At 62.6% G+C, this 26,724-nt stretch carries 27 protein-coding genes; 7 read left to right on the plus strand and 20 right to left on the minus strand.

Features of this window, described 5'->3' with window-relative positions; genetic code table 11:
• Nucleotides 1-77 precede the first annotated feature (77 nt).
• Nucleotides 78-1,463 carry a PepSY domain-containing protein gene (locus tag GC425_RS05830; protein ID WP_231699741.1) on the plus strand — a complete coding sequence of 462 codons (1,386 nt, stop codon included), beginning with the start codon at nucleotides 78-80 and terminating at the stop codon, nucleotides 1,461-1,463.
• Here GC425_RS05830 and GC425_RS05835 read toward each other — a convergent pair.
• Both GC425_RS05835 and GC425_RS09895 read right to left on the minus strand, forming a co-directional pair.
• Complete coding sequence (locus tag GC425_RS05835; protein ID WP_151844338.1) at nucleotides 1,438-3,372, minus strand: acyltransferase family protein; 1,935 nt, start codon at nucleotides 3,370-3,372, stop codon at nucleotides 1,438-1,440. The two genes, GC425_RS05830 and GC425_RS05835, sit on opposite strands and share 26 nt — an antisense overlap.
• A gap of 102 nt (nucleotides 3,373-3,474) precedes the next feature.
• Complete coding sequence (locus tag GC425_RS09895; protein ID WP_151844339.1) at nucleotides 3,475-3,990, minus strand: methylated-DNA--[protein]-cysteine S-methyltransferase; 516 nt, start codon at nucleotides 3,988-3,990, stop codon at nucleotides 3,475-3,477.
• Between the two features lie 43 nt (nucleotides 3,991-4,033).
• On the opposite strand from GC425_RS09895, the gene GC425_RS05845 reads away from it, so the two are divergent.
• The 3 genes from GC425_RS05845 (at nucleotide 4,034) to GC425_RS05855 (ending at nucleotide 6,755) form a co-directional block, all read left to right on the plus strand.
• Nucleotides 4,034-5,011, plus strand: a complete 978-nt coding sequence (locus GC425_RS05845; RefSeq protein ID WP_151844340.1) for an ABC transporter substrate-binding protein — start codon at nucleotides 4,034-4,036, stop codon at nucleotides 5,009-5,011.
• Nucleotides 5,008-5,937: an amino acid ABC transporter permease gene (locus tag GC425_RS05850; protein ID WP_151844341.1), complete on the plus strand. Its 930-nt coding sequence runs from the start codon at nucleotides 5,008-5,010 to the stop codon at nucleotides 5,935-5,937. The genes GC425_RS05845 and GC425_RS05850 overlap by 4 nt, the downstream gene beginning before the upstream one ends.
• A gap of 65 nt (nucleotides 5,938-6,002) precedes the next feature.
• Nucleotides 6,003-6,755, plus strand: a complete 753-nt coding sequence (locus tag GC425_RS05855) for an amino acid ABC transporter ATP-binding protein (RefSeq protein WP_151843182.1) — start codon at nucleotides 6,003-6,005, stop codon at nucleotides 6,753-6,755.
• Here GC425_RS05855 and GC425_RS05860 read toward each other — a convergent pair.
• Entirely contained in the window at nucleotides 6,752-7,165 is a 414-nt protein-coding gene (locus GC425_RS05860) for a hypothetical protein (protein ID WP_151844342.1), read from the minus strand. The two genes, GC425_RS05855 and GC425_RS05860, sit on opposite strands and share 4 nt — an antisense overlap.
• A gap of 58 nt (nucleotides 7,166-7,223) precedes the next feature.
• Here GC425_RS05860 and GC425_RS05865 point away from each other — a divergent pair, with 58 nt between their 5' ends.
• Together GC425_RS05865 and GC425_RS05870 are read left to right on the plus strand one after the other, a co-directional pair.
• Complete coding sequence (locus GC425_RS05865) at nucleotides 7,224-8,591, plus strand: DUF4921 family protein (protein ID WP_151844343.1); 1,368 nt, start codon at nucleotides 7,224-7,226, stop codon at nucleotides 8,589-8,591.
• Nucleotides 8,592-8,612: 21 nt separating this feature from the next.
• On the plus strand, nucleotides 8,613-9,848 hold the full coding sequence (locus tag GC425_RS05870; protein ID WP_151844344.1) for an amidohydrolase: 1,236 nt from the start codon (nucleotides 8,613-8,615) through the stop codon (nucleotides 9,846-9,848).
• Here the strand turns inward: GC425_RS05870 and GC425_RS05875 are convergent.
• The 17 genes from GC425_RS05875 to hisD all read right to left on the minus strand — a co-directional run bounded on the left by GC425_RS05875 (nucleotide 9,826) and on the right by hisD (nucleotide 25,297).
• The gene (locus GC425_RS05875; RefSeq protein ID WP_151844345.1) at nucleotides 9,826-10,134 is read right to left on the minus strand and encodes a hypothetical protein; all 309 of its coding nucleotides are present in this window, start codon (nucleotides 10,132-10,134) and stop codon (nucleotides 9,826-9,828) included. The genes GC425_RS05870 and GC425_RS05875 overlap by 23 nt on opposite strands.
• A gap of 1 nt (nucleotide 10,135) precedes the next feature.
• The gene (gene pyk / locus GC425_RS05880) at nucleotides 10,136-11,557 is read right to left on the minus strand and encodes a pyruvate kinase (RefSeq protein WP_192930400.1); all 1,422 of its coding nucleotides are present in this window, start codon (nucleotides 11,555-11,557) and stop codon (nucleotides 10,136-10,138) included.
• Nucleotides 11,558-11,567: 10 nt separating this feature from the next.
• Nucleotides 11,568-12,434, minus strand: coding sequence for a prolipoprotein diacylglyceryl transferase (gene lgt, locus GC425_RS05885; protein ID WP_151844347.1), 867 nt, complete (start codon nucleotides 12,432-12,434; stop codon nucleotides 11,568-11,570).
• A 1-nt stretch (nucleotide 12,435) separates the two neighbouring features.
• Nucleotides 12,436-13,212 (minus strand): tryptophan synthase subunit alpha, encoded by a 777-nt coding sequence (trpA, locus tag GC425_RS05890; RefSeq protein WP_151844348.1) that lies wholly within the window; start codon nucleotides 13,210-13,212, stop codon nucleotides 12,436-12,438.
• Nucleotides 13,212-14,465 carry a tryptophan synthase subunit beta gene (gene trpB / locus GC425_RS05895; protein ID WP_151843123.1) on the minus strand — a complete coding sequence of 418 codons (1,254 nt, stop codon included), beginning with the start codon at nucleotides 14,463-14,465 and terminating at the stop codon, nucleotides 13,212-13,214. The genes trpA and trpB overlap by 1 nt, the downstream gene beginning before the upstream one ends.
• 36 nt (nucleotides 14,466-14,501) lie before the next feature.
• Nucleotides 14,502-15,314, minus strand: coding sequence for an indole-3-glycerol phosphate synthase TrpC (gene trpC / locus GC425_RS05900; protein ID WP_151843122.1), 813 nt, complete (start codon nucleotides 15,312-15,314; stop codon nucleotides 14,502-14,504).
• 37 nt (nucleotides 15,315-15,351) lie between these two features.
• Nucleotides 15,352-16,035: a TIGR02234 family membrane protein gene (locus GC425_RS05905; RefSeq protein WP_192930401.1), complete on the minus strand. Its 684-nt coding sequence runs from the start codon at nucleotides 16,033-16,035 to the stop codon at nucleotides 15,352-15,354.
• A gap of 27 nt (nucleotides 16,036-16,062) precedes the next feature.
• Nucleotides 16,063-17,568, minus strand: a complete 1,506-nt coding sequence (locus GC425_RS05910; protein WP_151844350.1) for an anthranilate synthase component I — start codon at nucleotides 17,566-17,568, stop codon at nucleotides 16,063-16,065.
• A gap of 22 nt (nucleotides 17,569-17,590) precedes the next feature.
• The gene (gene hisI, locus GC425_RS05915; RefSeq protein WP_151844351.1) at nucleotides 17,591-17,959 is read right to left on the minus strand and encodes a phosphoribosyl-AMP cyclohydrolase; all 369 of its coding nucleotides are present in this window, start codon (nucleotides 17,957-17,959) and stop codon (nucleotides 17,591-17,593) included.
• Entirely contained in the window at nucleotides 17,956-18,720 is a 765-nt protein-coding gene (gene hisF / locus GC425_RS05920) for an imidazole glycerol phosphate synthase subunit HisF (RefSeq protein ID WP_257822485.1), read from the minus strand. Before hisF ends, hisI begins: the two co-directional genes overlap by 4 nt.
• Nucleotides 18,717-19,661 carry an inositol monophosphatase gene (locus GC425_RS05925; RefSeq protein ID WP_151843117.1) on the minus strand — a complete coding sequence of 315 codons (945 nt, stop codon included), beginning with the start codon at nucleotides 19,659-19,661 and terminating at the stop codon, nucleotides 18,717-18,719. Before GC425_RS05925 ends, hisF begins: the two co-directional genes overlap by 4 nt.
• On the minus strand, nucleotides 19,658-20,410 hold the full coding sequence (gene priA / locus GC425_RS05930; RefSeq protein ID WP_151843116.1) for a bifunctional 1-(5-phosphoribosyl)-5-((5-phosphoribosylamino)methylideneamino)imidazole-4-carboxamide isomerase/phosphoribosylanthranilate isomerase PriA: 753 nt from the start codon (nucleotides 20,408-20,410) through the stop codon (nucleotides 19,658-19,660). Before priA ends, GC425_RS05925 begins: the two co-directional genes overlap by 4 nt.
• 63 nt (nucleotides 20,411-20,473) lie before the next feature.
• Nucleotides 20,474-21,130 (minus strand): imidazole glycerol phosphate synthase subunit HisH, encoded by a 657-nt coding sequence (gene hisH, locus GC425_RS05935; RefSeq protein ID WP_225723595.1) that lies wholly within the window; start codon nucleotides 21,128-21,130, stop codon nucleotides 20,474-20,476.
• 10 nt (nucleotides 21,131-21,140) lie between these two features.
• Nucleotides 21,141-22,241 (minus strand): MFS transporter, encoded by a 1,101-nt coding sequence (locus GC425_RS05940; protein WP_231699743.1) that lies wholly within the window; start codon nucleotides 22,239-22,241, stop codon nucleotides 21,141-21,143.
• A gap of 41 nt (nucleotides 22,242-22,282) precedes the next feature.
• Nucleotides 22,283-22,882 carry an imidazoleglycerol-phosphate dehydratase HisB gene (gene hisB, locus GC425_RS05945; RefSeq protein WP_151843113.1) on the minus strand — a complete coding sequence of 200 codons (600 nt, stop codon included), beginning with the start codon at nucleotides 22,880-22,882 and terminating at the stop codon, nucleotides 22,283-22,285.
• Between the two features lie 3 nt (nucleotides 22,883-22,885).
• Entirely contained in the window at nucleotides 22,886-23,980 is a 1,095-nt protein-coding gene (locus GC425_RS05950; protein WP_257822489.1) for a histidinol-phosphate transaminase, read from the minus strand.
• A 9-nt stretch (nucleotides 23,981-23,989) separates the two neighbouring features.
• Complete coding sequence (gene hisD / locus GC425_RS05955) at nucleotides 23,990-25,297, minus strand: histidinol dehydrogenase (protein ID WP_257822491.1); 1,308 nt, start codon at nucleotides 25,295-25,297, stop codon at nucleotides 23,990-23,992.
• Nucleotides 25,298-25,327: 30 nt separating this feature from the next.
• Here hisD and GC425_RS05960 point away from each other — a divergent pair, with 30 nt between their 5' ends.
• Nucleotides 25,328-26,722 carry a hypothetical protein gene (locus GC425_RS05960; protein ID WP_257822493.1) on the plus strand — a complete coding sequence of 465 codons (1,395 nt, stop codon included), beginning with the start codon at nucleotides 25,328-25,330 and terminating at the stop codon, nucleotides 26,720-26,722.
• The last annotated feature ends 2 nt before the right edge of the window (nucleotides 26,723-26,724 follow it).

Genomic DNA, 26,724 nt, shown 5'->3' on the forward strand with positions numbered 1-26,724 from the left:
CTCGAGCGGGGGTTCCCTACTCCCCTGTGAGTTATCTACTGTGGAACTCTTTTATGGTTCTTCACGACTAATAGTTTGTGTCTATATTTAGAAGGATTCATACGCTGGGTGGCATCTTCATTGCCCCATTAATGTTCGTAGCCGCGCTCAGTGGCTTCTTTTACGCCCTCGCCCCCACCATCGAACGTGGTCTCTACCACCAAGAGATGACAGCCGACGGCGGCCAAGCACAATCGTTGGACAAGCAGGTGGACGCCGCACGCGCCGTGCACCCCGACCTGGACATCGCCAGGGTCCAGTCCAGTGACAACCCCAAGGCCACCACCAGAGTGCTGTTCGCAGATCCCGATCTGCCCTCCAAGAGCTACACACACGCCGTGTTCGTCGATCCGGCATCGCTGGCCATTAAGGGCGACCTCGTGCAATACGGAGGATCCGCAGCACTGCCCTTCCGCACGTGGCTGTCCCAAGGCCACCGCAGCCTCTGGCTCGGCGAGCCCGGCCGCATCTACGCCGAAATCGCAGCCTCGTGGCTCGCCCCGTTCGCGATCACAGGCCTGTTCCTCTGGTGGACCACCCGCAAGCGAACCAGGAAGAACGCCACGCGCGCACAGTCTGCCCGTATGAAGAACGTGGGCCGGCACAGCACCATCGGTGTGTGGATCGCACTCGGCATGCTGTTCCTGGGAGCGTCTGGCCTGTCCTGGTCGCTGGTCGCAGGTGATAACATCGCCGCGGTGCGCGAGCAGTTGCAGTGGCAAACCCCGAGCATCTCCGCCACCGCACCCGAGCACACCGATCACGGTGCCGGCGACCACACCACCCCAGATCCCGCCGCAGCGAACGCGCACGCTGAGCATGCAGCCTCAAGCGCACAGGTCGGACACGGCGACCACCACGCCGCCCACGCCTCTCAGGATATCTACCAGCACATTAATGCTGTGGCCCGGCAGGCCGGCCTCACCGGCGTGTTGGACATTAAGAGCCCGGCGGAGCCCGGCGCGCTGTGGACCGTGAACGAAACTCGCCAGCCCTTTTCCTTCTCCACGGATGCCGTGGCCATCAACCCGGACACCATGTCCGTGGCCAACACCCTGAAGTTCTCCGACTGGCCGATCGCCGCACGGCTGACCACGTGGGCCATCCAGCTACACATGGGAACCCTATTTGGCATCTACAGCCAGATTGCGCTGGCAGTCCTGGCGCTGGGGCTCATGGCCTCCATCGTGATCGGCTACATCATGTGGTTCCAGCGCGTGCGGAAGAACGCAGCCCGCACGCTCGCTCCGTCCTTCCGATGGAATCAGACGTCCCTGGGCGTGCGCATCGCGCTGATCGCAGCACTGATCGGCTACTCGATCATCGCCCCACTATTCGCTGCCTCACTCGTTGTGGTCATCCTGCTGGGCGCAGTCATCCAATACGCAGGCAAGCGCACTAGCCCACGCACTTCTGAGGGATAACCTTGTCATCGTCCACCCATTGCTGCAGAGCTTGCTTCACCGCCCGCGCGTAGACCTTCTGGCCTGCGGGCGCAGGGTGGATCTTGTCATCAATGAGCACGGACGTATCCTCAGCGGCCAGGTTGCAGAAGTCGCCCACATACACATTGGGGTACTTCCTGGCGTATTCGTAGACCTGGTCGCGCGCGCCATCGAGCCATTCCTTGTGCCCGTAGGGGCTCATCAGCACAATCACGCGGTCGGGTCCCAACTGGTCGATGATCTCATCGAGCTGGCCTGGGAAGGCCTCGCCGTTGGTGCCGAATCCCAGCACCACGAACTTGTCCAGAGTCTGATTGGCCTCCATCGCGCTGACAATGTCCGGAACCGCGACGTAGTGACGGGATACTTCGCCGTCCACGTAAATCCCTGGGAAGAGATCCTCCAGGCCCTCCGTGCTGGCCAGCATCACCGAGTCACCAATGCCCGTGATCTGGTCACCCGTCGGCATCGTCCGAGAGACCGATTGGGCTGCGATATCCGCCTTCTCCGCCGGCTTCGTCTGACGCGCCGCCGCGGCTTCCAACTGTTGCTCCAACTGGGTTTTCTGCGGAGCGGTGGCCACACCATACACGGTTCCCGCGACAGCACACAGCACCACGACTGCTGCGACGACGGTCCAGCCGCCCTTCAACGAGGACAACGTGCCACGGATACCTCGGCGTCGGAATGGAGTTTCGATCAGGCGGTAGGACAGGTCAGCCAGCGGCAGGGAAATCACGACGGCAACCACGCCCGGCAGCCACCACAGATCCGTATCGATCAGGCGATCGGCAATCTTCACCACCGGCCAGTGCCACAGGTACAGGGAAAAGGAGCGATCACCCAACCACCGCATCGGGGCCACGCGGAAAAATACCGACGCCGGCCCGGATTCATTCACGACCGCCCACACAACAAGGGCTCCGGCGATGTTGGCCGCGACAATGCCTCCTTGATAGGCCACCGCCGAGGTGTCCTTGAGGAACAAGAAGAACAAGACCAACGCCACGAGCCCCACAGTTCCAGCGGAGCCTGCGGCAAACGAGTGCTTCCGAGGCCAGGAGTCCACGAACACCCGGCGCGAATCCGTCAGGAGCACCGCCACAGTCACACCAATCAGCAGGCCGAAAGCGTGGGTGTCCGTGCCGTAGTACACACGGGTGGGGTCGGCATCCGGGGAGTACAGCGTGGCCATCGCCACGGCAGACGCCACGCCAGCCACCACGGCGAAGAGCCCCAACAGCGGGGCGCTGCGACGATGCCCCTTGCGTGCCAGGGCAAACAGCCCCACCACAATGAGCGGCCAGATGACGTAGAACTGCTCCTCCACGGCCAGGGACCAGTAGTGCGCGAAAATCTGCACCCCGGAATCCGCGAAGTAGCTCTGGGAATCGGCGATTTGCACCCAGTTGTTCACGAAGAACAGCGTGCCGAGGAACTGCTTGCCGAGCCCCACCGCCAGGTCTCCCCCGAGCATGCCGACGATGGCGCTGGTGATCAGCAGCACCGTCAGTGCTGCGGGGAGAATGCGGCGCACGCGCCGGGTCCAGAACTGCTTGAGGCTGATGCGCCCGTACACGGCGTGCTCGCGAATCAGCAGGGAGGTGATAAGAAATCCGGAGAGGACGAAGAACAGGTCAACACCCAGGAAGCCTCCGGGAAGCACGTCGCCGAAAAAGTGATAGATCATCACCGTGGCGACCGCGAGGCCGCGCAATCCGTCCAGGCCGGGAACCCTGCGGATCATGTAGCGACGCATCTGAGCCGGCTGAGACCACTGAGCTGGGGACGTATCCAGATCAATCAACGGGCCAGGCTGGGAATGCGCGCGCGACGTGGCCGTGTGCGTGGTTTCTGAAGGCTCAAAGAGACTAAAGGAGGTGCGCATAGGGAGTTACTTTAGCACTCACCCGTCTATGTTTTTAGTGTCTTTTCGCAAGCGTGCAGCTCGCGGGGCATGGAGAACTACTGCTCAGGGGCTTCCTCCGATTCATACCGACGCCGACGGCAGTACTCCCTCAAGGCGCAGAAGATGAATCTTGCGGTCCATGCCACCGGCATAGCCCGTGAGAGCACCATCCGCGCCGACGACTCGATGGCAGGGCACCACGATGCTGAGGGGGTTGCGGCCCACAGCCTGCCCCACGGCACGGGCGGCACGTGGCCGGCCAATCGCTGCGGCGATCTCGCCATAGGTGCGCGTCTCACCCCGCGGGATGGTGCGGAGCTGCTGCCACACCTGTTGTTGAAGCTCGGTGCCCGTCGGGGCCAGAGGCACCGTCCACTCCACAGAACCACCGTCGAAATACTCACGGAGTTCCTCCGCCACGCGGGCCAGAATGGGATGGGAGGCCGCGGGGACGCACAGCTGGGCGTCGAATATCGGGAAATACGTCTGCCCCTGAAACCAGCAGCCCGTCAGCGCACGACCATCAGTCGCGACGGTGATGGTCTCCAGCGGTGAGGGGACTTCGGCGAAGTGGGAAACGTGTACACGCGGTGCCATAGCGCTTTCTATAATATACAGGTATTCGGTTATACTTCCCGTCATGGTGAACCGTTACTCCCGAGCAGCTGGCGCAGGCCTCCTCGCCTGTGCGATGGCACTGACCTTGGGTGCATGCGTCACGAATGAAGAACAGGGCAACCCCGAAGGCTGGGTCCGCATCGCCCCAGAGCCCGTTCCAGAACTCGCAGCCCTCGTCCCCGACAAGATTCGGAAGCAGGGAAAAATCATTGTGGGAACCAACCCGCCGTATGCACCGAATGAATTCAAAGACTCCAGCGGACAGATCATCGGCTTTGAAATGGACCTCATTCGAGCCGCGGGATCCATCCTGGACCTGGACGTGGATGTACGTCAGACGGACTTCACCCTGATTCTTCCGGGCATTTCCGCCGGCACCATTAACGTGGGCGCCTCCGCGTTCACAGACACCGAGGAACGTCAGAAGGTCTACGACTTTGTGGACTTCGTTAGCGCTGGTATCGCCTGGGCGACGCAGCCCGGCAACGAGGGCGCAGTTGACCCAGACAACCCCTGCGGCTTGACCGTGGCCGTGCAGCAGGGTACCTACTCCGATACGGATGAGGTCCAGTCGAAATCCGACGAGTGCGTGGCGCACGGCAAGCCCGCCATCAAGAAAATGGTGTACCCCACCGCCGATGCAGCGGCCACAGCCACGATTCTGAAGCGTGCCCAGGCGTTCTCCTCGGACTCCCCCGTCATCTCCTACGCGGTCAAGCGCAGCGACGATCGGCTTGTCCAAGTGGGAAAGGCCTTCGACACAGCGCCCTTTGGCTGGGCTGTAAACAAGGATGATCCTCTGGGACCAGCACTCGCCGCAGCCCTGCAGCACATGATGAACACAGGCGACTACGACAAGATCATGGCTCCGTGGGGGCTGGAAGAAGCGAAGATTGATGCAGTGACCTTCAATGCACAGCCCTTCACCTCCCCCGTCAGCACCGCACCACAGACGTCGCGTCGCACGCACTCCCCTCGCCGAAAGAAGACACGCCCATGACCCCGCATACAAAGAAAATGCCTAAGGAAATCAAGGCCGTTCCCCTGCGCCACCCCGGACGCTGGATCGCCGCGGCCATTCTGCTCGTTCTGGCTGCACTCTTCGTCATTTCTTCGGCGCGCAACGAGGCCTTCCACTGGGATACCTACTTCCAATATCTCTTCGATACTCGCTTGCTGGTGGCAGCCTGGAAGACCATTTTGCTGACCATTTTCTCCATGGCGCTGGGCTTGATCGTCGGCGCCATCGTGGCGGTTCTGCGCATGTCGCCCAACCCCGTGTTGGGCGGCGTGGCATGGGTATACCTGTGGATCTTCCGCGGCACGCCGGTGTACGTGCAGCTGATGCTGTGGGGTCTTGTAGGTTCCATCTACCAGGTACTCAATGTGGGAGTTACCGAGTTCGACCTGCAGGAGCTGCTGGCCAACACGTTCCTGCTGGCCATCATCGGTCTGGGCTTGAACGAAGCGGCCTACATGGCTGAGATCGTCCGCGCGGGTATTCAGGCCGTCCCCGAAGGCCAGTCCGAGGCGTCCAAGGCACTCGGCATGACGTGGTGGCAGAACATGCGCCGGACCGTCCTGCCACAGGCCATGCGCATCATCATTCCTCCGACAGGCAACGAATTCATCTCCCTGCTGAAGACCACCTCGCTTGTCATCGCGATCCCCTACACGGCTGAGATTTTCGGTCGCGCGAATGACATCTCCAACAGCCTGTTCCAGCCAGTGCCCCTCATGCTGGTGGCCGCCACGTGGTACCTGGTCATCACCTCGGCACTGATGGTCGGCCAGTTCTATTTGGAACGCTATTTCGCACGCGGTTCCTCCCGGAACCTGACCTCCCGCCAGCTGGCAGCTCTCGCGGATGCCGAGGGAGTACTGCCCCGCAACGTGACCGTCAACGACAAGAACACCGACAACTAGGAGACATGACTGTGAGCACCACCCCTGCACCAGAATCCCGCAGCGCAGCCGCCTCTGCGGACACCATGATCTCCATCCAGAACGTGTGGAAAAAATACGGTCGCCTGGAGATCCTCAAAGGCATCGACCTCGACGTCCCCGCCGGCACCGTTACCTGCCTCATCGGCCCGTCTGGTTCCGGTAAGTCCACCCTGTTGCGGTGCGTGAACCACCTGGAAAAGATCACCGCGGGACGCATCTACGTCGATGGGGAACTCATCGGCTACCGGGAGAAAAACGGCACCCTGTACGAAATCTCGGAGAAGGACGCGGCAGCCCAGCGTGTGGAAGTGGGCATGGTGTTTCAACACTTCAACCTCTTCTCCCACCGCACGGTGTTGGAAAACATCATCGAGGCACCGATCCAAGTGCGGAAAGAAAACAAGGACGAGGCCATCGCCCACGCCCAGGAACTCCTGGAACAGGTGGGGCTGGCGCACAAGGCGGACGCCTACCCCGTGCAGCTGTCCGGTGGACAGCAGCAGCGCGTGGCCATCGCGCGCGCCCTGGCGATGCGGCCGAAGCTGATGCTCTTCGACGAGCCGACCTCCGCCCTGGACCCGGAGCTGGTGGGTGAAGTACTGAACGTCATGCGCCGCCTGGCCGACGACGGCATGACCATGCTGGTCGTCACCCACGAGATGGGCTTTGCCCGCGAGGTGGCGGACACAGTGGCCTTCATGGATGGTGGCGTGATCGTGGAGCACGGGCCGTCAGAGCAGGTGATCAACGACCCTCAGCATGAGCGTACGAAGGAGTTCCTCTCCAGCTTGCTCTAAGGCCGTACCTCCACGTGCCAGGGAACACGTGGAGTTCCGGCGTCGTCTTTGACCTGGCGTAGCAACGGCTCCGCTGGGTCTTTTTCGCGTGTGGTGAGCAGCTCGGCGAAGTTCATCGTCAGCCCCGAAATGGATCCCATGGTGTAGTCGCGCACGGTCACCGTGAGCTCCCCGCCGGTGGGCTGCGCGTCAGGATCGTCCTCGCTGAGATCGCTCAAGTCGTCGCTTTCGCTCCCTCCGTGGAGCTCGACCCACGTCGCCACCAGCTCCGGATCCGGGGCCAGTCCCGTGGTCACGGTGAAGTCGGCATCCAAGGCGCCTTCTAAGGCGGCAATCATCGATCGGAAGTCCTGTTCGATGGCGTTGTGCTCCTCGGCGGTGGCAAGGGTCCGGAAATTAATAGTAGGCATGCACATTAGTGTGACACACAGGTCCCTTTTGGTCGATATCTGCACTAGAATCCCTAGTGTGATTGGCTCAAATTCCTCGCGTCCCGCGCCCGTTCCCCCGTTGACGACCCTGCCAGACGGCACGATCAAGCAGGTCAACCCTTTTTCCGGTACCGAGGTGTGGACGGTGCGCGGCCGCGGCGATCGCCCCAAAGACATCATTGAGGAGCACAAAAACTCCGCCGAACCGATCGCCAACAGAGACGCGGCGTCCGTGTTTGGGCTGGACAACATGCTGGACACGCCGCCGGAAAAGGCGCGCCTCATCATTGACGAGGATGGGGATCCCCGCATTGTGCGCGGTGTTCCCACCACTGAGCTGCACTCCACCGATCCCCTCTTCCGCCGTGTGGCTAATCTCTACGAGATTCTCACCTATGACTACTGGCTGCTGAACTACGGCTACCAGATGAATGCCTCCGCCGGCATGCACATGACCGACTACCTGTCCACCCCAGAGGGGCAGGATCACGTGGAGTCCATTCTGCGCCAGAAGTGGCAGACCCAGGGCATGCCCGCCGAGGAGATTGACGCTCAGTTCACCGAGGACCGACGTATGCAGACCCTCTACGAGAAGTCCCGCATGCTGTTCGCCGGTGGGCACGATGTGATCATCGCCCGGGACCACTACATCCCCGGCGCCACCACCACCGATCAGCTGGCCAGCTCCGGCGAGTTGAGTTGGCAGCACCACCGTCTGTTCATTGCCTTCACTGTGGATGGGATGGATCAGCTCTACCGCCAGAACCGCTATGTGCGCTACGTCGCGGCGTTCCAGAACTGGCTTTCCCCTGCGGGTGCGTCCATAGAGCATCTGCATAAGCAGTTGGTGGCTATCGATGAGCACGGCTTGCAAAACGAGGTGGAGATCGCCCAGGTGCGCTCCAACCCGAACATGTACAACGAGTGGGCCGTGGACTACGCGGCCCGCCACAACCTGGTCATCGCGGAAAATGACCATGCCATCGCTTTTGCCGGCTTCGGGCACCGCTGGCCCACTCTTGAGGTGTTCTCCAAATCTGCGACCACGGAGCCGTGGCTGATGAGCGATGAGGAACGGGATTCCATGGCGGATCTGGTGCATGCCTGCCATGTGGCCTCCGGCCCGCTGATCCCCACCAACGAGGAGTGGCTACACCGCCCGCTGGATGTGGATGTGCCAATGCCGTGGCGCATCGTGATCAAGTGGCGCGTCTCCACCCTGGCCGGTTTCGAGGGCGGCACGAAGATCTACATCAACACCACCAGCCCCATGGATCTCAAGGATGCGGTGCTGGCCACGCTCACCACGGCCCGTGAAGAGGGCCGCCTGGCTCCGGGTATTCGCCTGGGCGATGAATGTGATTTCCGCCCGAACTCTCTGAAGTACAACCCGGCCGTGCGCTAGCACGGGCGTACACTGTGGGTCATGACTGCCGCTAAGATCTCTGATTTCATTAACCATGATCTCCCGGACTTGAGCTGGACCCGGGACTTCTACGAATGGATGCACGCCCACCCGGAGTTGAGCCTGCAGGAAGAGAACACCGCGCGCTTCATCACCGAGAAGCTGCGCGAGTTCGACTGCCAGATCACCACCGGTATCGGCGGCCACGGGATCACCGCTGTCTTCACCAACGGCAAGGGTCCGAACGTGCTTATGCGCGCCGATTTTGATGCGCTGCCGGTCACCGAGAACACAGGGCTGCCCTACGCCAGCACCCATGACGGGGTGATGCATGCCTGTGGACACGACGCCCACACCACCGCACTCATCGCCCTGTGTGCTGTGCTCGACGCACGTCGTGACGTATGGTCGGGTACCTTCACCGCCCTGTTCCAACCGGCGGAGGAGGTCACCCAGGGCGCATCGAACATGATCACGGACGGTCTGGCCAAAGCGATCCCCACCCCCGAGGTCTGCCTCGGTCAGCACATCGTGGCTGGTGCGCCCGAGACCATCATGTCTGCCCCGGGGCCAGTACTCGCCGCGTGTGACACCATCACCGTCGAGTTGTTCGGCAAGTCCGCGCACGGCTCCCAGCCCCACGAATCCATCGACCCTACCTACCTGGCAGCCCTCATCGTGGTGCGCCTGCAGGGCATCGTGGGCCGCGAAGTCTCCCCGTCTGACTTCGCTGTGGTGACGGTGGGAACGCTCAGCTCCGGGCACACGAACAACACCATCCCAGAATCAGCCACGCTGGTTCTCAACTGCCGCTTTTATGACACGGCCGTGCGCGATAAGACCTACGCGGCCATCGAGAGGGTCATTCGGGGTGAGTGCGTGGCGTCGGGGTGCGTGAAGGATCCCATCATCACCTATAGCGCCCACGGCGAGCTCACGGACAACGACGCCGACGTGTTCTACCACGTGCGCCCCATCTTCGACGAGGTGTTTGGAGATAAATCCATCGACGCCGAACCGTGGACAGCCTCCGAGGATTTCTCGGAAATCCCCCGCCACTTTGGCGTGCCGTATTTGTTCTGGACGGTCGGCGTGACCGAGCAGGAGGTGTGGGAGTCCGGCACCGACATTCCGGGGAACCACTCACCGCTGTTCCACCCCACGGCGGGTTCGGTCAAGGCAGCAGAAAAGGCGGCCATCGCCGCAACGCTGAGCTACCTGTGGAAGGACGAGGTTACCGCCGCCGGGCCTCGGTGAGGGCCTGGCGAAACGCCGCCTCATCCAGCTGAAGCGCATCCCTCTTCGTGAGGCGATGCACCACCGTGGGGCACTTCAGGCACCGAGGACGATCCTGGCAGCACTTGTCCTTGACGAGGCCGTGCTCCAGAATGAGGCGGGCCTTGTGCAGCTCCTTGGTGGACCCCACAGCACCGGGCTCCCCCAGGCGCACGCGCTTGGACTTGGACTTATGCTTGTGCTTTTTTTGCCCGAAGGCCGGGGCATCGTGGTGGCTGGAGAGCGACTTTTTCTTTTTTCTGCCCAAGTTAGATCCGCTTGCGCTCGGCACCCAGCAGGTGAACCTGGATCATGTTGGTGTTGCCCTGGATGCCCGGCGGGGAACCGGCCACCACAACCATCATGTCGTCGCGCTTGTACTCCGACTGCGCCAGGAGCATCTTATCCACGGTCTCAATCATCTGGTCCGTGGACTTCACATCAGGGGTGTGGAACGTCTCCACGCCCCACGTCAGGGCGAGTTGGCGGCGCACCTCCTCGTTCGGGGTGAACACCACCATCGGGATATGCGAACGCAGCCGTGCCACGCGCTTGGCCGTATCGCCGGAGGAGGTGAACGCCACCAGGGCCTTCGCGTTGAGGCGCTCTCCGATGTCCTTCGCGGCATAGGAGATCACGCCGCGGCGAGTGCGTGGGCGGTGCGTCAGCGGCGGAACCTCGCCGTCGATCTCGGCAGCCTGCACGATGCGCGCCATGGTCTCCACCGTCTGGAGAGGATACTTACCCACGGATGTCTCACCCGAAAGCATCACGGCATCCGCGCCGTCCAGCACAGCGTTAGCCACATCGGACGCCTCGGCACGGGTGGGGCGAGAGTTCTCGATCATGGAATCCAGCATCTGGGTGGCCACGATCACGGGCTTCGCATTCTCGCGGGCAATTTGGATGGCGCGCTTTTGCACCAGGGGGACGTCCTCCAGCGGAACTTCCACGCCCAGGTCGCCGCGTGCGACCATGACAGCGTCGAAGGCAAGAATGACGGGCTCCAGGGCATCCACGGCCTCCGGCTTTTCCAGCTTCGCGATCACGGGAACGCGGCGGCCCTCTTCCTCCATGATGTCGTACACCAGCTCCACGTCGGAGGGGGAACGCACAAAGGACAACGCGATGAAGTCCACGCCCAGCTTCAGGGCGAAGCGAAGATCGCGGATATCCTTCTCACTCAGCGCAGGAACGGAAATATTCATGCCCGGCAGAGACACGCCCTTGTTGTTGGACACGGGGCCACCTTCGGTGACCTCGCACACCACGTCGTTGCCATCGACTTCCTTGCACACCAGTGCAACTTTGCCGTCGTCCACCAGCAGGCGGTCCCCCGGGCGGGCATCCCGCGCCAGCTGCTTGTAGGTGGTGGACACACGATCATGCGTGCCCTGAATATCGTCTACGGTAATGCGAATGGTCTCGCCGGTGGCCCACACCGTGGCGCCCTCAGCAAAACGCCCCAAGCGGATCTTGGGGCCCTGAAGATCGGCGAGGATTCCCACTGCCCTGCCGGTTTCTTCCGACGCCTGGCGTACCCACGTGTAATTCTGCTCATGGTCAGCATGCTCGCCGTGGGAAAAATTCAAACGGGCGACGTTCATTCCCGCGTCAACCAGGCCACGGATCTTATCCTTGGACGCTACCGCGGGGCCGAGAGTACAGACGATCTTTGTTCTTCTAGTCACCCGCCCCATCTTATTCCCTTTGCGGAGACGCTGCCACGCGGGGCTGCTTACGGCCGGTCCACACGAGCAACGCCACGGCGCTCAGGAAGATCACCGCGGACACCACAGAGTTGATGCGGATGCTGCCGAACACGAGCGTGGCCTCGTCCGTGCGCAGGAGTTCGATGAAGAAACGCCCCAGGGTGTAGCCCGCCACGTAGAGCATGAACAGGCGGTGCCCCTCCAGGGAGAAACGCTTCTCCGCCCAGACCAGGAACGCTGCGAGTGCGAGGCAGAAAAGGAGTTCATAGAGGAACGTGGGTTGAACGCTCGCGATGACCTCGCCGGTGGAGCGTCCCGCCAGCTGGTCCGTGTAGCCGTTCTCATCCACGCGGCGATAAATCTCCAGTGCCCAGGGCTTGTCCGAAGGGCCGCCGTAGATTTCCTGGTTGAACCAGTTACCCAGGCGCCCGATGGCCTGCGCCACGGGAAGGGCGGGCGCCACCGCACCCGCGAACATCGGCACGGACACCTTCTTCACCTTGAGCAGCGCATACACGGCGAGACTGCCCACAATAATGCCACCCCAAATGCCGAGGCCCCCGTTGGTGATCTTGAAAATATCCGCCGGGTTGCGCCCCTCGCCGAAGTACTTCTGGTGATCGGTGAGCACGTGATACGCACGGGCACCGATAATGCCGGCGGGCAGGCCCACCAGCAGGGCGTCCATGACCACGTCTGGATCGCCGCCGCGCTCCTGATACCGCTTCTTAGTCCACAGGTAGGCCACCACCACCCCTGTCAGGATGCACAGAGCGTAGGCGCGCAGTGGGAAGCCACCAAGGTGCCACACACCCTGCGGCGGGGACGGAATCGCAGCGAGAACAGTCGTGGTCATCTTAGGCTCCCTTTCGCACTCCCGCTGCCAGCTCTTCGGCGAGCTGCTCCAGGTGACCTTCGTCCGCGGCCTGGATGAGGGCGGAGCCCACAATCACGCCATCGGCGAAGGCCGCGATGCTGGCGGCCTGCTCACCGTTGCGCACGCCCAGGCCCACGGCCACCGGAAGATCCGTCGCCTGGCGCACGCGGGCGACCAACTCCTCAGCGGAGCTGGACACCGACTCCTGCGCACCCGTCACACCCATGTGGGACGCGGCGTACACGAATCCGTCTCCGGCAGACACGGTGGTGACCATCCGCTCCGCAGTGGTGGACGGCGCCACCAGGTACACCGGCGACAGATCATGCTTCTGGCACGCCGCGGCCCAGCGGTCCGCCTCTTCAGGCAGCAGGTCCGGGATGATGCTTCCCAAGCCACCGGCCGCGGCCAACTCCTCGGCGAACTTCTCCGGCCCATATTGCAGAATCGGATTCCAGTAGGACATCACCACTGCATTGGAGCCGGCCTCCACGACGGCGCGCACGGCGTCGAAGGTATCCTTCACGCGGAAACCCGCATCCAGCGCAGTATCCGCAGCAGCTTGAATGGTCGGTCCATCCATCATCGGATCGGAAAAAGGAATGCCCACCTCCACCAGATCGGCGTGGCGCGCGAGCGCGGTCATGAGCTCACGGGATTGCTCGTTGGTGGGGAAACCCGCGGGGAGATAACCGACGAAGGCAGCGCGTCCCTCGGCGCGGGCATCGAGGAAAACCTGTGCTAGACGTGATGGCATTACTGATCCTCTCCCTCTGTCAGGCCGAACCATTCATTGGCAGTGGCCACATCCTTATCGCCACGGCCTGAAATATTAACGATGATGGTGCTTCCAGGCTCCCGCTTCGCCACCTTCACCGCCGCAGCCACAGCGTGCGCCGATTCGATGGCAGGGATGATCCCTTCCGTCATGGACAGCTGCCGGAAGGCATCCATCGCCTCCGTGTCCGTGATGGGCAGGTACTCGGCCCGCCCCTCGCTGTGCAGCCGGGAGTGCTCCGGCCCCACGCCGGGGTAGTCCAGGCCGGCAGAGATGGAGTGGGACTCGATGATCTGGCCGTCCTCGTTTTGCATCAGGTCAGCATAGGCGCCCTGGAACACTCCCCTGCTGCCCACGGTAATGGGTGCGGCATGGCGGCCGGTCTCCACTCCGTCGCCAGCAGCTTCCGCACCGATGAGCTTCACGCCCTCATCGCTGATGAAACGGTGGAACAAGCCAATGGCATTAGAGCCACCACCCACGCAGGCGATGACGGAATCCGGAAGTTTTCCTGTTTCGTCCAGGATCTGCTGGCGAGCCTCCACACCGATGATGCGCTGCAGATCGCGGACCATCTGCGGGAACGGGTGCGGACCGGCGGCCGTGCCGAAAGCGTAGTACGTGTCATCCGCGTGAGAAACCCAGTAACGCATGGCCTCGTTGATCGCGTCCTTCAGCGTGCGCGAACCGATCTTCACGACCTCCACCGTGGCGCCCAGCAGGCGCATGCGCGCAATGTTCAGCGCCTGGCGATTGGCGTCTACCTCGCCCATGTAAATGCGGCAGTCCAAGTCTAGGAGCGCACACGCCGTGGCGGTGGCCACACCGTGCTGGCCGGCGCCCGTCTCCGCGATCACCTGGCGCTTGCCCATGCGCTTGGCCAGCAGCACCTGGCCCAGCACGTTGTTGATCTTGTGGGATCCGGTGTGATTCAAGTCCTCACGCTTGAGCCACACTTTCGCGCCCACCTCCGAGGAGAAATTCGGAGCGAAATACAGTGGGGATGGTCGGCCGGTGTATGTCCGGTGCAGCTCATCGAGCTGATCCAGATAAGTCTGATCGGACTTCGCCTTGTTCCATGCATCGGTAATCTCGTCGATGACGGCCATCAAGGCCTCGGGTACATAACGACCGCCGAACTCTCCCCAATGGCCCCGGTCATCGGGTTCGTGGTGAGTTGGGGTGGCGAGAACCTCGCCCACGGTAGGTAATGTCACAGACTCGTTATTCACAAGTCTCGATAGTACCTGCCAGCGTAGACATCACGTTTAGTCACCCTTGTTTGGACACGAGGGATGTTGCCCTGCAGCCACCAGTGCCTTGCAGGCAGCGCCCGGGTTACCGGCAGTGACCAAACCTTCGCCCACCAAAATAGCGTCCGCTCCAGCGCCAGCGTAGGCCAGCAGATCCCGCTTATCGCGCACTCCGGACTCCGCCACCTTAATGACATCATTCGGCAAGGAAGGGGCGATCTCGGAGAACACGTTCATGTTAACCTCCAGGGTCTTCAGGTTTCGGGCGTTTACGCCGATCACCTTCGCCCCGGCCTCCACGGCTCGCTGTGCTTCCTCTTCGGTGTGGACCTCCACCAAGGCGGTCATGCCCAGGGACTCCACGCGGTCCATGAGGGAGACCAGACGCTCCTGCTCGAGCGCCGCCACGATCAACAGCACCACATCGGCACCGTGCGCACGCGCCTCGTGAATCTGATACGGGTTCACGATGAAGTCCTTGCGCAGCAGCGGAATGTTCACCGCCGCGCGGACCTTGTCGAAGTCCTCCAGGGAACCGCGGAAGCGTCGCTGCTCTGTCAGGCAGGAGATCACGCTGGCACCGTTCGCGTCATAGGCCGCGGCGAGCACTTCCGGCTCCGCGATCTCAGCAAGGTGTCCCTTGGAAGGGCTTGCGCGCTTGACCTCAGCGATGACCTTCACATTGGGGCCAGACAACGCCGCATAAGCATCGAGCGCCGGAGGGGCGTCTAAAGACATGGCTTTGATCTCCGCATAGGGAATCTTGGCCTCGCGCTGCGCTTGATCCTCAAGCACTCCCGCGATGATCTCGTCCAACACACTGCTCATGCTGTCTTGTCCTCCTCAAGTAACGTTCCACTAAAGGTTAGCGACGGGATGTCTTTGAGGGAAAATCACCATCATCCGTGGGGTCGACATCCGTGGGGTCTACCCCCGAATCCAACGCGTCCCACAGCACGCGCGTGGAGTCCGGGTTCTGGCGCAGGTCCTCCTCTACCCCCTCGCGGCGGGCCTCCGGGGTTTCGTAGCGGCTATGGCCGCGCGAGCTCTCCCCCGGCTTCATCATGATGAGCACTCCTCCACACACTCCACACGCTGCCGCCGCAATGGCCAAGGCGACGGGGAAGGCGTGCACGTGGGCGTCGGTCACCATGGCCCACCCGGATACCTGCAACGGGTCGGATTGCTTTTGCGTTCCCACCCCCGAGGTCAGGATGTCGTGGGCGCGCCGCAGGTCCACCTCGGTGGTGAGCAGTTGCACGGAACGGAAGCTCGCGGTGCCGGCCAGTACGGCGATGATCACGCCGAGCACACGGCGAAGCACCACAGGCACCGCCAGCATGGCGATCAAGGACGCCAGCATCGCCAGCGCCAGCGGAGTAGCAGCTGGATCCCACACGGATCCCACCAGGTCCTTCACAGAGTCCCCGGCCTTGTCGTCCGAAATGTCCACCGTGAGGTAGGTCATTCGGCCAGCCAACCACAGGCCTGCAGCAGACAGCACCACCAGCGCCAAGGCCACGGCGCGTACAGAGCGCGTGTTCTTCATCAGTTCACCTTTTACTTGTCACAGCGGTCAGTACAGGGTCTCTGCCGCAGCCACGGCGCGCAGCACCGCCGCGGCCTTGTTGCGGGTCTCGAGGTCCTCCGCATCCGGATCGGAATCAGCGACAATTCCCCCGCCGGCTTGGACATACACGGTCCCGTCTTTGTACACGCCCGAGCGGATGGCAATAGCCTGGTCCGTGTTGCCCGCGAAGTCGAAGTAGCCCACGGTTCCGCCGTACACGCCGCGCCGGGAATCCTCGAGCTCGTCAATGATCTTCATCGCCGACGGCTTCGGCGCGCCAGACAGCGTTCCGGCCGGGAACGTTGCGGCAAAAGCATCCACCGCGGTCTTACCCTCGGCCAGGTACCCGGACACGCCCGAGACCAGGTGCATGATCGCCGAATAGCGCTCCACATGCCGGAAGTCGTGTACCTCCACCGTGCCGGGCACGCTCACACGCCCCAAGTCATTGCGCCCCAGATCCACCAGCATCAGGTGCTCCGAGTTTTCCTTCTCATCGCCCACCAGCTCCTTTTCCAGCAGCTGGTCCTCCTCCACGTTCGCGCCGCGCGGCCGCGATCCCGCGATCGGGAAGGTCGTCACCTGGCGGTCACGCACCTGTACCAAGGACTCCGGGGAGGAACCCACGATCTGAAAAGCCGTCTCGCTGAAATCCTCATTCGGCACGTTCAGCAGGAACATGTACGGGCTGGGGTTGGAATGCCGCAGCATGCGGTAGATGTCCAGCGCAGGCACGGTAGTGTCCACCTCAAAACGCTGGCTGAGCACAATCTGGAAGGCATCCCCCGCGCGGATGTGTTCCTTGGTTTCTTCGATGCGTCGTTTGTGGTCGTCCAGGCTACGCTGGCGGCGTGGCTGCGGTGCAGGCGTCTCAAAATCTTCGACGCCCACCGCCAGCGACTCACCCAATCGCGCGACCATGGCGTTGATGCGTTCCACGGCCTCGTCGTAGACCTCGTTCGCCCGCGCCTCGGAATTATCCCAGTTGATGGCGTTGGCGATGAGAATGATCGTCCCCTCATGGTGATCGACGACCGCCATGTCCTCCACCAGCAGCTGCACCATATCCGGGATGTCCAGATCATCCACGCAAGTGTTGGGGAGATCCTCGATGTAGCGCACCATGTCGTAGGCCATGTACCCCACCAAGCCGCTGGTGAGCGGAGGCAGCTCCGGATCGCGTTGCGTATGCAGCGCCTGCAGGGTGTTGGTGACCGCTTCCAAGGGGCTGTCACCCAGATCGATGTCCACCGGCGGGGTGCCGATCCACCGCGCCGGGGAGTCCTTCGCCACGAGCGCGCAGCGCGCGCCCGTGCCGATGAAGGAATAGCGGTCCCAGGATTGTCCGTGGGCCGCGGACTCCAGCAGGAATGTGCCCGGCCGTCCGGCGGCTAGTTTTCGGTAGGCGCTCAGTGCAGTTTCGTGGTCTGCCAAGACTGTGCGCACCACCGGTACTACTCGGTGGGTTCGTGCGCGTCGCAGGAAGTCGTCACGACTGGTTACCGTAGTCATGCCGTCTATTGTGCCACGGCCGCTACTCGAGCAGACCGTCGGCGTCGAAACAGGTCCACGTCCCGGTGTGGCACGCCGCGCCACGCTGCTCCACCTTCAGCAAAATGGTGTCCCCGTCGCAGTCCAGCCGCACGTCAACGACCTTTTGAGTGTGCCCGCTGGTTTCTCCCTTGATCCAATAGGATTCGCGGGAGCGCGACCAGTAGGTTCCCTTGCGGGTGGCCAGGGTGTGTGCCAGCGCATGGTCGTTCATCCACGCCATCATCAGGACGTCTCCGCTGGTGGCATCTTGCACCACCGCGGGCACCAGCCCTGCCTCATTGCGCTTCAGGCGTGCTGCAATGGCGGGGTCCAAAGGGTAGTCTGCTGGGGATTCCCCGGCCGAGCTCATAGGCGCACCTCGCTGCCGGCTTCGGCCATGGCCTGCTTGACGTCCTTAATCTCCACCTCACCGAAGTGGAAAATGGACGCCGCCAGCACCGCGTCGGCACCCGCCGCAACCGCCGGTGGGAAGTCCTTGGCGGCACCCGCGCCGCCCGAAGCGATGACGGGAATCGTCACCACGGCTCGCACCGCCTCGATCAGTTCGATATCGAAGCCCTGCTTCGTGCCATCCCCATCCATGGAGTTCAGAAGGATTTCGCCCACGCCCAGCGCTTCGCCCTGCTTGGCCCACTCGATGGCATCCACGCCAGCGGATTTCGTTCCACCATGGGTGGTGACTTCGAAGCCGGAGGGGTAGCCCTCGGCGCGGCGGGCGTCGATGGACAACACGATGCACTGCGCGCCGAAACGCTGGGACAGCTCCCGCAGCAACTCCGGGCGGGCAATGGCCGAGGAGTTCAAGGACACCTTGTCCGCGCCAGCGCGCAGCAATGCATCCACGTCCTCTTCGCTGCGCACTCCCCCGCCCACAGTCAGCGGGATGAACACCTGATCGGCGGTGCGACGCACCACGTCCAGAATCGTGCCGCGCCCATCCTTCGACGCCGAGACGTCCAGAAACGTCAGCTCGTCAGCCCCCTCGCGATCGTAGCGCTGGGCCAGCTCCACGGGATCACCCGCATCGCGCAGCCCTTCGAAGTTCACGCCCTTGACCACTCGGCCGTTATCGACGTCCAGGCAGGGAATCACCCGCACGGTCACGCTCATCGAATGCCTCCTCGGTCCCTAATATCCTGCAGGTTTCTAGCGGCGGTTCCAATTGGAACCGCCTGGATGTGCTGAAGCAAGGTGGAATGAACCTCCGGCTCACCCGCCACCAAGCCGGACACCCCAGGGCGCCATGGATTGCCGGCGAAGTCCGTGGCGATGCCGCCGTTTTCTTCCACGGCCAGGATGCCCGCGGCGTTGTCCCACAAGTTCGGGCTGAAGGTCACCGTGCCACCAAACACACCGGCGGCGGTGAACGCCAAGTCAATGCCCACCGAGCCCGTCACACGCATGCGCGGGTAGGACTTACCGATTTCGTTAAGCATGTCCTGCCGGTAACTGATCGGCAGGTTTCCGCGACGCTGCGAGAGAATCGAGCCGAAGCTGATCTGCGTCACACCAGGATCGGAGTGCGGCATGGGGCGTGCAGGCATGCCGTCCACGCTCACGCCGTGGCCCTGGCGTGCGGTAATGCGCTTGCCCAGCAGAGGCATTTCCGTGACCGAGAGCAGCGTCTGCCCGCGGTGCACCAAGGACACCAAGATGCAGGCGAAGGGGTTGCCCACCGCGTAGTTGGCGGTGCCGTCAATCGGATCGACCACCCAAAACGTCTCGGGCAGATCATTGTTGCGCGGTGGGGCCGCGAGCTGTCGACGGGGGCCGTCCAGACCGTCCGCCAGGGCGTCGTTGGCATTATGCTCCACAACCTGGCCGGGCATGACGGTCCCGAACTCCTCGCCATGAACGGGCAAGCCCGTGTACTGGGACAGCAAGGTGCGCAGGTGGCGCTCCACGTTCAGGTCCGCTTCCGTGGCGAAATCGCCGGGAGCTTTCATGACCTCCGGCTGGGCGCCGACCGCGGCAGTGAAGATGGTTTCGGCTTCATCGACCACTGCCTCGGCGATCGCCAGCAGTGACCTTGTATCTAATTCGTCGTTCATGGTCGGGACGCCTCCAAGGCTTCTTCCAACGTGAACTTGCCGGCATACAGCGCCTTGCCCAGAATCGCAGAATCCACGCCTTCGTGGACCACCGCAGCCAGAGCGCGGATGTCATCCAGGCTGGAGATGCCGCCGGAGGCCACGACTGGTGCCGACGTTGCAGCGGCCACGTCACGAAGAAGATCAATGTTGGGGCCGGTGAGCATGCCATCACGGGACACGTCAGTCACCACCAAACGAGATACGCCCTGGGAATCCAGGCGCTCCAGAACCTCCCACAGCTCGCCGCCATCGGACGTCCAGCCGCGGCCGCGCAGGCGCCACTCGCCATCCACCTCGCGTGTATCCAGGCCGATGGCCACGCGATCCCCGTAGCGCTGGATGACGGATTCGCACCACTCGGGATCCTCCAGCGCGGCCGTGCCGATGTTCACGCGGCGGCAGCCCGTGGACAGTGCGCGCTGCAGGGACTCGTCGTCACGGATACCTCCGGAGAGCTCCACATTCACGTCCAGCGTGCCGGTGACCTCCTTGAGCAGCTCAAAGTTGGATCCACGGCCGAAGGCCGCGTCCAGGTCCACCAAGTGCACCCACTCGGCGCCGGCGTTCTGCCAGGCCAGGGCCGCGTCCAGTGGAGCGCCGTAGCTGGTTTCGGTTCCCGCTGCACCCTGTACGAGGCGCACGGCCTGACCATCGGCCACGTCAACGGCGGGGAGAAGGGTCAAGGGCTGCGATGCGGAAGAGGTCATGTCCGAAATCCTAACGTGAAGTGATTCTTTAACTAGTAATCAGAATAAATGAGGGCGCGTGGTTTACAGGGTAGAGACCCAGTTGCGGAGCAGTGCCGCGCCGGCGTCGCCGGACTTTTCCGGGTGGAATTGGGTGGCCCACAACGGCCCGTTTTCTACCGCTGCGACAAAACGCGAGCGCCCGTGCTCTGCCCAGTGTACTTTCGGCGCTTCGGTGCGACCATCAGTGAAGAGCTCCCATTCGCGCACACCATAGGAGTGCACGAAGTAGAAGCGTTCCTGCTCCACGCCGGCAAACATGGTGCTACCGTCCTGGACTTCCACCGTGTTCCAGCCCATGTGCGGCAGAACATCGGCATCCAGCTTGTCCACGGTTCCCGGCCATTCACCACAGCCGTCGGTGCTGCCGTGGTCACCGTGGTCTGCGAACTCCACACCGTGCTCGAACATGATCTGCATTCCGACGCAGATGCCCAGCACCGGGCGGCCACCGGCGAGCATCTGGCCGATCATGCGGTCGCCGTGCACCTCTTTCAGCCCCTTCATGCACGCTGCGAACGCACCGACGCCCGGCACCAACAGACCATCGGCCTTCAGAACAACCGTGGGGTCATTCGTCACGATAACCTGCGCACCGGCGCGCTCGACAGCGCGCTGTGCGGAACGAACATTACCGCTGCCGTAATCCAGCAGCGCAACCGTGGGTTGAGTCTCAGCCATAGGTGACATATTACTTCCCTACCTTTGAGAATGCCGCTGCACCCAACGCTAAGACGATAATGAGGCCGGATGCCAGGAACGCTCCCTGGTAGGCGAAGCTGGTGGCCACCACGCCGAGCAGCAGTGCACCTGCGCCGGTTCCGGAGTCGAAACTCATGTTCCACACAGCCGAGGCCACGCTGGCCTTCGAGCGTGGCAGGCGGTGGAACATGAGCAGCAACGCCTCGTTTTGCACCGCACCGAAACCGGAACCGAACAGGGCTGCTGCCAGGATCGCCAGTGCCCAGGAGTGCTGCCCGTTGACGATCATCCAGGTGGCCACGCCCACGCCGGCCGCGCACAGGACGAGCGCCGGGACCAGGGCCTTGCCCGGGTAGCCCACCCGGTCCGCCAAAGTTCCCGCCACCAGGCGCGAGCCCATTTGCATACCACCCAGCACAGACAGGACAACGCCACTGATAGCAGCCGACGTCGCCGGGGCCATAAACGTGGAAAAAGCAGCGAAGCCGGTCGCCGCGGCACCGATGGCCACGCCGGGTAGCAACAAAAGCCTCCACGTGCTCGTGCCTTCGGAGGAGCGCTTCTCCCGATCCGCGGCCTTGATGGACGGCAGCCCCAGTGCGGCCACGGCTCCGACCACAGCTCCGATCACCGCAATCCAGAACACGGCGTCACCGAAGGCCGAATGGACCCATAATCCCACAGGAAAGGCGAGAAGCTGGCTGGATCCCACCGCCAGCCCGTACACGCCTGAGGACCGACCGATCAACTCCGGTGGCACCAGCTCTGAGATCAATGCCGCCTCAGTCACCGTCACCGCACCAAAACCGACGCCGCGCACGATCGCCACGGCCAGCACCACCCAGGGTTCAAAGCTCAGCAGGTGCATGGCCGCCGGGAGGCCCAGCATCAATCCACTCAGCATCAGCACTGGCCTGAATCCGACGGTGCGCAGCAACCACGGCGTGAACGCCTGCGTGATCACAGTGGACGCCATGAACACAGCGGTCGAGAGCCCCGCCAGGGAATCCGAACCGCCATTGTCGATAATCGCCAGCGGGATCACAGGCAGGAGCAGTGACCAGCCGCCAAAAGCACAGAAAACCGCCACGAGCGTGGCGGGTAGTCCGGGGGTCTTCAGTAATTCCTTGATTACAGGCTTCCTTTCGTCGATGGGATTCCAGCCACCCGCGGATCGTCTTCCACCGCCTCGCGCAGTGCACGGGCAACTGCCTTAAACTCCGCCTCGGTGATGTGGTGAGGATCCCGACCATACAGGCAGCGCACGTGCAGCGCGATGCGAGCGTTGAAGGCCAGGGACTCGAAAAAGTGCTGATTAATCACCGTGGCATAGTGGCCACCGATCACAGCGTTGATCATGCTGTCCGGCTCACCGGTACCAACGTAATAAGGACGGCCGGACACATCAACAATGGCGTGCGCCAGGGTCTCATCCATCGGAATATATGCGTCGCCGAAACGGCGCACTCCGCGCTTATCCCCCAGCGCTTCTGCCAGGGCCTGCCCCATCACAATCGCGGTGTCCTCCACCGTGTGATGCGCGTCGATCTCCACATCTCCTGTGGCGTGCACCGTCAAATCAAAACTGCCGTGGGCGCCGAGTGCGGTGAGCATGTGGTCGAAAAACGGCAGGCCCGTGTGGATGTCGGTCTTTCCCGTTCCATCGAGATTCCATTCCACCGTAATGTCAGATTCCCGAGTGGTGCGGGTGACTTTTCCAATGCGACTCATCCGTTATGTCTCCTTAAAAATCTTTGCCGTGGCCGCCAGGAATGCGTCATTTTCCTGTGGGAGCCCAATAGTGGCGCGCAGCCACCCCGGAACACCTACGTCGCGAATGAGCACGTCGTGATCCAAATACTGCTGCCAGATAGCGGCGGCATCGTCCACAGGGCCGAAGAAAATAAAATTCGAATGGCTATCGATCACGCGGATTCCCGCGGCACGCAGCTCCGCGACCACACGATCGCGTTCCGCCGCCAGCGTCGCGACCGTCGCCAGGGTATCCTCGCTGTGCCTCAGCGCCACCCGCGCCGCAGCCTGGCTCAGGGTGGACAGGTGATACGGCAAACGCACCAGCATCACAGCTTCAATAAAAGCGGGGTCGGCCACGAAATAGCCCAGTCGGCCGCCGGCGAAATCAAATGCCTTGGACATCGTCCGGGAGACCACCAGCTTATTTGGGAACTCCTCCAACAGCGTTAATGCGCTCGGAGAATCGGTGAACTCCGCATAGGCCTCATCCACAATCACGATGCCAGGGGCAGCCTTCGTCACCGCGCGAATATCATCCAGAGGAGTGAGGTTTCCGGTCGGGTTGTTGGGCGTCGTAATAAAAACGACATCCGGCGAGTGCCTGTCGATTTCCTGCAACGCCGCAGCCACGTCAATGGCAAAATCGTCCGATTCCTGGCGCTCCACCGCAATGAATTCCGTGTGCGTACCCGCGCACAAAATCGGGTGCATCGAATAACTCGGGACAAATCCCATCGCGGAGCGCCCCGGCCCACCGAAAGCCTGCAGCAGCTGCTGCAGCACCTCGTTGGATCCGTTGGCGGCCCACACCATCGATGCATCGACGGTCACGCCCGTCTGCCGGCTCACGTACGCCGCAAGGTCCTCTCGCAGATCCACGCAATCGCGCTCCGGGTAACGGTTCAAGGTGCGCCCCAGCCGCGCCACTTCCTGGGCGATATCGTCAACGATCGCCTCCGATGGAGCAAAAGGGTTTTCGTTCGTGTTCAGCTGGTTTGCTACGTGCAGCTGGGGTGCGCCATAGGCGGATTGTCCCCGCAGCTCGTCGCGCAGGGGTAGATCGTGCAATGCCATAACTACTCCTTAGTGTTCTTCGAAGCGTGCCTTGATGGCCTCGCCGTGTGCGGGCAGTCGCTCGGCCTGGGAGAGCGTGATGACTGTCTCGGAAATCTCGCGCAGGGCGTCCTTGGTGTAGTTCACCACGTGTACCGATTTGAGGAACGTGTGGGTGGACAGGCCGGAGGAATGGCGGGCCGTGCCGCTGGTGGGCAGCACATGGTTGCTGCCCGCGGCGTAGTCACCGAGGGGGACGGGGCTGTAGCGACCCACGAAAATTGCGCCTGCGTTGGTGATGCCCGCTGCGTCGCGCTGCGCATTCGCCGTGTGCACCTCCAGATGTTCTGCCGCGTACGCATCTGCCACCCGACGCCCAGCCTCCATGTCATCGACCATCACAATGCCTGACTGCTGCCCGTTGAGCGCTTCCGCTACGCGGTCTGCATTGAGAGTCTGCTCATAGCGTGCTGCGATTTCCTTCTCCACGGCATCTGCGAGCTCGGTGGAATCGGTGATCAGCACGCTTGCGGCCATGGGATCGTGCTCGGCCTGACTGATGAGGTCATAGGCAACCTCCACGGGGTCCGCCGTCTTATCGGCCAGGATGGCGATCTCCGTGGGGCCGGCCTCCGAGTCAATCCCCACCACCGAGCGGACCAGGCGCTTAGCCGCCGTGACGAAGATATTGCCGGGGCCGGTGATGATGTCGACCGGCTCCAGGTCCTCATCGCCGTAGGCCATGAGGGCCACGGCCTGGGCGCCGCCCACGGCCCAGACTTCATCCACTCCGAGGAGCTTGCAGGCAGCCAGCACAGTGGTGTGCGGCCACCCGGTGTCCTGCGGCGGGCTGGAAACCACCAGGGACTGCACGCCAGCTTCCTGGGCGGGCACAACATTCATAATCACCGACGATGGGTACACGGCCTTACCGCCCGGCACGTACAACCCCACGCGCTGGATCGGGATCCAGCGCTCGGACACCACGCCGCCCGGCGCGATCTCCACGTCGTGGTCTTGGGGAACCTGGGTAGCGTGGAAGGCGCGGACTCGGCGAATGGCCTCCTCCAGGGCGGTGATTTCGGCGGCTGGGAGTGCGTCGACGGCGGCGTCGATAATAGACTGCGGCACCTGGATGGCTTCGGGGCGCACGCCATCGAACGTCTCGCCGTAGTCCAGTGCGGCGGCGGCTCCGCGCTCCCTCACCGCATCCACCACAGGTGCTACCTGGGGAATCACAGAATCCACATCCGTTCCCCCTCGGGGTAATACTCGACGGAGCTGGGAGGTGGACGGGACGTTTCCGCGAAGATCGGTGCGACGCAACTGGATAGACATGCCTAAAGTCTAATCTCTAAAGTGTAATTTATGCACACTACCCTGGAGTCGCTCCTTCGCTCGTCAGCCCAGGCCGCCAAGGATGGCCGGACTGCTGAGAGCTGGCGCATCATGCACCAGTACGCCACACAGTTCTGGTTGGAGGAGCCCACGGAGCCGCTGGGTGAGTTTTATTCTCTGCGCGCCGGCGCCGCCGACTGCCTGGGTATGGCCGATGAGGCAGTACACGCGCTGCAGGAGATGCAGTCCTGGGCCGAGACCCACGATCCGGCGGTTGCTCTCATCGCTCGGGCGCACCTCGCCTATCAATCGATCAACGGAGAAACCCAAACCGTCGAGCTTCCCGACGCCGGCGCGATGTTGGAGGAGTTGGCTCAAGACCTAACGGAGTATGCGAATTCTGAGTGGGATAGCACCACGGCGGGCAAGCTGGTGCTGGCGAGTACCACGGCCTACACCGTGGCATCCAACATCGAGGGCGCGGCCCTGGCTCCCCAGTTTGCCGAGTTCGTGCGAACGTTTGGCACGCGGGCGCCCTCCGAAGCCGATCGTCAGTTATGGTTCGCGCAGGAGGCGTGGACCCAAGGCCAACCAGAGAAGGCCAGAGCACTGGCTGAGGAGATTCTTCAGAAGTTTCCGGACAATGCGATCACGCGTTTCGAGGCCTATGACATGCTCGCGCACTTCGATCTGATGGAGTGCTTGGCGAACGAGGATACGTACTCGGAGTCCATCGCGGAACACTGGGAGACCTGCGCATACATCGCCTGCGAGCTGAACGCCCCACTGATCGCGCTGCGCCGCACGGAGCTTGCCTGCCGGGGCTTCATGGCCTGCGGCAAGGAGGAGAGGGCCTACCGCCTGGCCCGCACCATGCTGGATGAGATGGAGGCTGCACCGATAGCGCCGGCGATTCTTGAGCTCAGCGCGGCCTGCGCCGAGGCGGCCTACGAGATCGAGGACTTCAACTATGCGCTCACACTAGCCCGAGGCACTGCCGAGTGGTGCGAGATGAACGGCGACTTAGATAATGCGGTGCAATGCTACACCGTCGCGTCCCTGTCGAGCATGTATCTGGGTGAGCCCACCGTCGAACTCCAGGAACGACGAGCCGCGGTGCTGGTTCGGCTGGAAAACTACATCGCGGCAGCTCAGGCTTATTTCGCACTGGCCATCGACTCGAACGACATTGAGTATGCCCACAAAGGCTGGGACATCCTGCGCAAGGATCCTGCTCACCCGGATTACCTCTGGGTAGTTGCCGAGGCACACCTCACGAACGCGACCGTTTTCTTGAATAATCGAGAACTGGAGTTCACCGATAAAGCACTCGACATCGCCGAGGACCTGGTCACGGCTCTGCCGGATGCAGAAGATCTTGAGGTGATGTTGCAGGAGCTCAAGCAGCGGCGCGACGAACTCTAGTC

The organism is Corynebacterium sp. zg254 (genome assembly GCF_024701495.1).
GTDB classification, from domain to species: domain Bacteria; phylum Actinomycetota; class Actinomycetes; order Mycobacteriales; family Mycobacteriaceae; genus Corynebacterium; species Corynebacterium zhongnanshanii.

What these genes read in the sequence shown, in the direction of transcription:
- GC425_RS05835 (WP_151844338.1), bottom strand. Translation starts at nt 3,372, where the DNA reads ATGCGCACCTCCTTTAGTCTCTTTGAGCCTTCAGAAACCACGCACACG.
- GC425_RS09895 (WP_151844339.1), bottom strand. Translation starts at nt 3,990, where the DNA reads ATGGCACCGCGTGTACACGTTTCCCACTTCGCCGAAGTCCCCTCACCG.
- GC425_RS05845 (WP_151844340.1), top strand. Translation starts at nt 4,034, where the DNA reads ATGGTGAACCGTTACTCCCGAGCAGCTGGCGCAGGCCTCCTCGCCTGT.
- GC425_RS05850 (WP_151844341.1), top strand. Translation starts at nt 5,008, where the DNA reads ATGACCCCGCATACAAAGAAAATGCCTAAGGAAATCAAGGCCGTTCCC.
- GC425_RS05855 (WP_151843182.1), top strand. Translation starts at nt 6,003, where the DNA reads ATGATCTCCATCCAGAACGTGTGGAAAAAATACGGTCGCCTGGAGATC.
- GC425_RS05860 (WP_151844342.1), bottom strand. Translation starts at nt 7,165, where the DNA reads ATGCCTACTATTAATTTCCGGACCCTTGCCACCGCCGAGGAGCACAAC.
- GC425_RS05870 (WP_151844344.1), top strand. Translation starts at nt 8,613, where the DNA reads ATGACTGCCGCTAAGATCTCTGATTTCATTAACCATGATCTCCCGGAC.
- lgt (WP_151844347.1), bottom strand. Translation starts at nt 12,434, where the DNA reads ATGACCACGACTGTTCTCGCTGCGATTCCGTCCCCGCCGCAGGGTGTG.
- trpA (WP_151844348.1), bottom strand. Translation starts at nt 13,212, where the DNA reads ATGCCATCACGTCTAGCACAGGTTTTCCTCGATGCCCGCGCCGAGGGA.
- trpC (WP_151843122.1), bottom strand. Translation starts at nt 15,314, where the DNA reads ATGAGCAGTGTGTTGGACGAGATCATCGCGGGAGTGCTTGAGGATCAA.
- GC425_RS05905 (WP_192930401.1), bottom strand. Translation starts at nt 16,035, where the DNA reads ATGAAGAACACGCGCTCTGTACGCGCCGTGGCCTTGGCGCTGGTGGTG.
- GC425_RS05910 (WP_151844350.1), bottom strand. Translation starts at nt 17,568, where the DNA reads ATGACTACGGTAACCAGTCGTGACGACTTCCTGCGACGCGCACGAACC.
- hisI (WP_151844351.1), bottom strand. Translation starts at nt 17,959, where the DNA reads ATGAGCTCGGCCGGGGAATCCCCAGCAGACTACCCTTTGGACCCCGCC.
- hisF (WP_257822485.1), bottom strand. Translation starts at nt 18,720, where the DNA reads ATGAGCGTGACCGTGCGGGTGATTCCCTGCCTGGACGTCGATAACGGC.
- GC425_RS05925 (WP_151843117.1), bottom strand. Translation starts at nt 19,661, where the DNA reads ATGAACGACGAATTAGATACAAGGTCACTGCTGGCGATCGCCGAGGCA.
- priA (WP_151843116.1), bottom strand. Translation starts at nt 20,410, where the DNA reads ATGACCTCTTCCGCATCGCAGCCCTTGACCCTTCTCCCCGCCGTTGAC.
- hisH (WP_225723595.1), bottom strand. Translation starts at nt 21,130, where the DNA reads ATGGCTGAGACTCAACCCACGGTTGCGCTGCTGGATTACGGCAGCGGT.
- hisB (WP_151843113.1), bottom strand. Translation starts at nt 22,882, where the DNA reads ATGAGTCGCATTGGAAAAGTCACCCGCACCACTCGGGAATCTGACATT.
- GC425_RS05950 (WP_257822489.1), bottom strand. Translation starts at nt 23,980, where the DNA reads ATGGCATTGCACGATCTACCCCTGCGCGACGAGCTGCGGGGACAATCC.
- hisD (WP_257822491.1), bottom strand. Translation starts at nt 25,297, where the DNA reads ATGTCTATCCAGTTGCGTCGCACCGATCTTCGCGGAAACGTCCCGTCC.
- GC425_RS05960 (WP_257822493.1), top strand. Translation starts at nt 25,328, where the DNA reads ATGCACACTACCCTGGAGTCGCTCCTTCGCTCGTCAGCCCAGGCCGCC.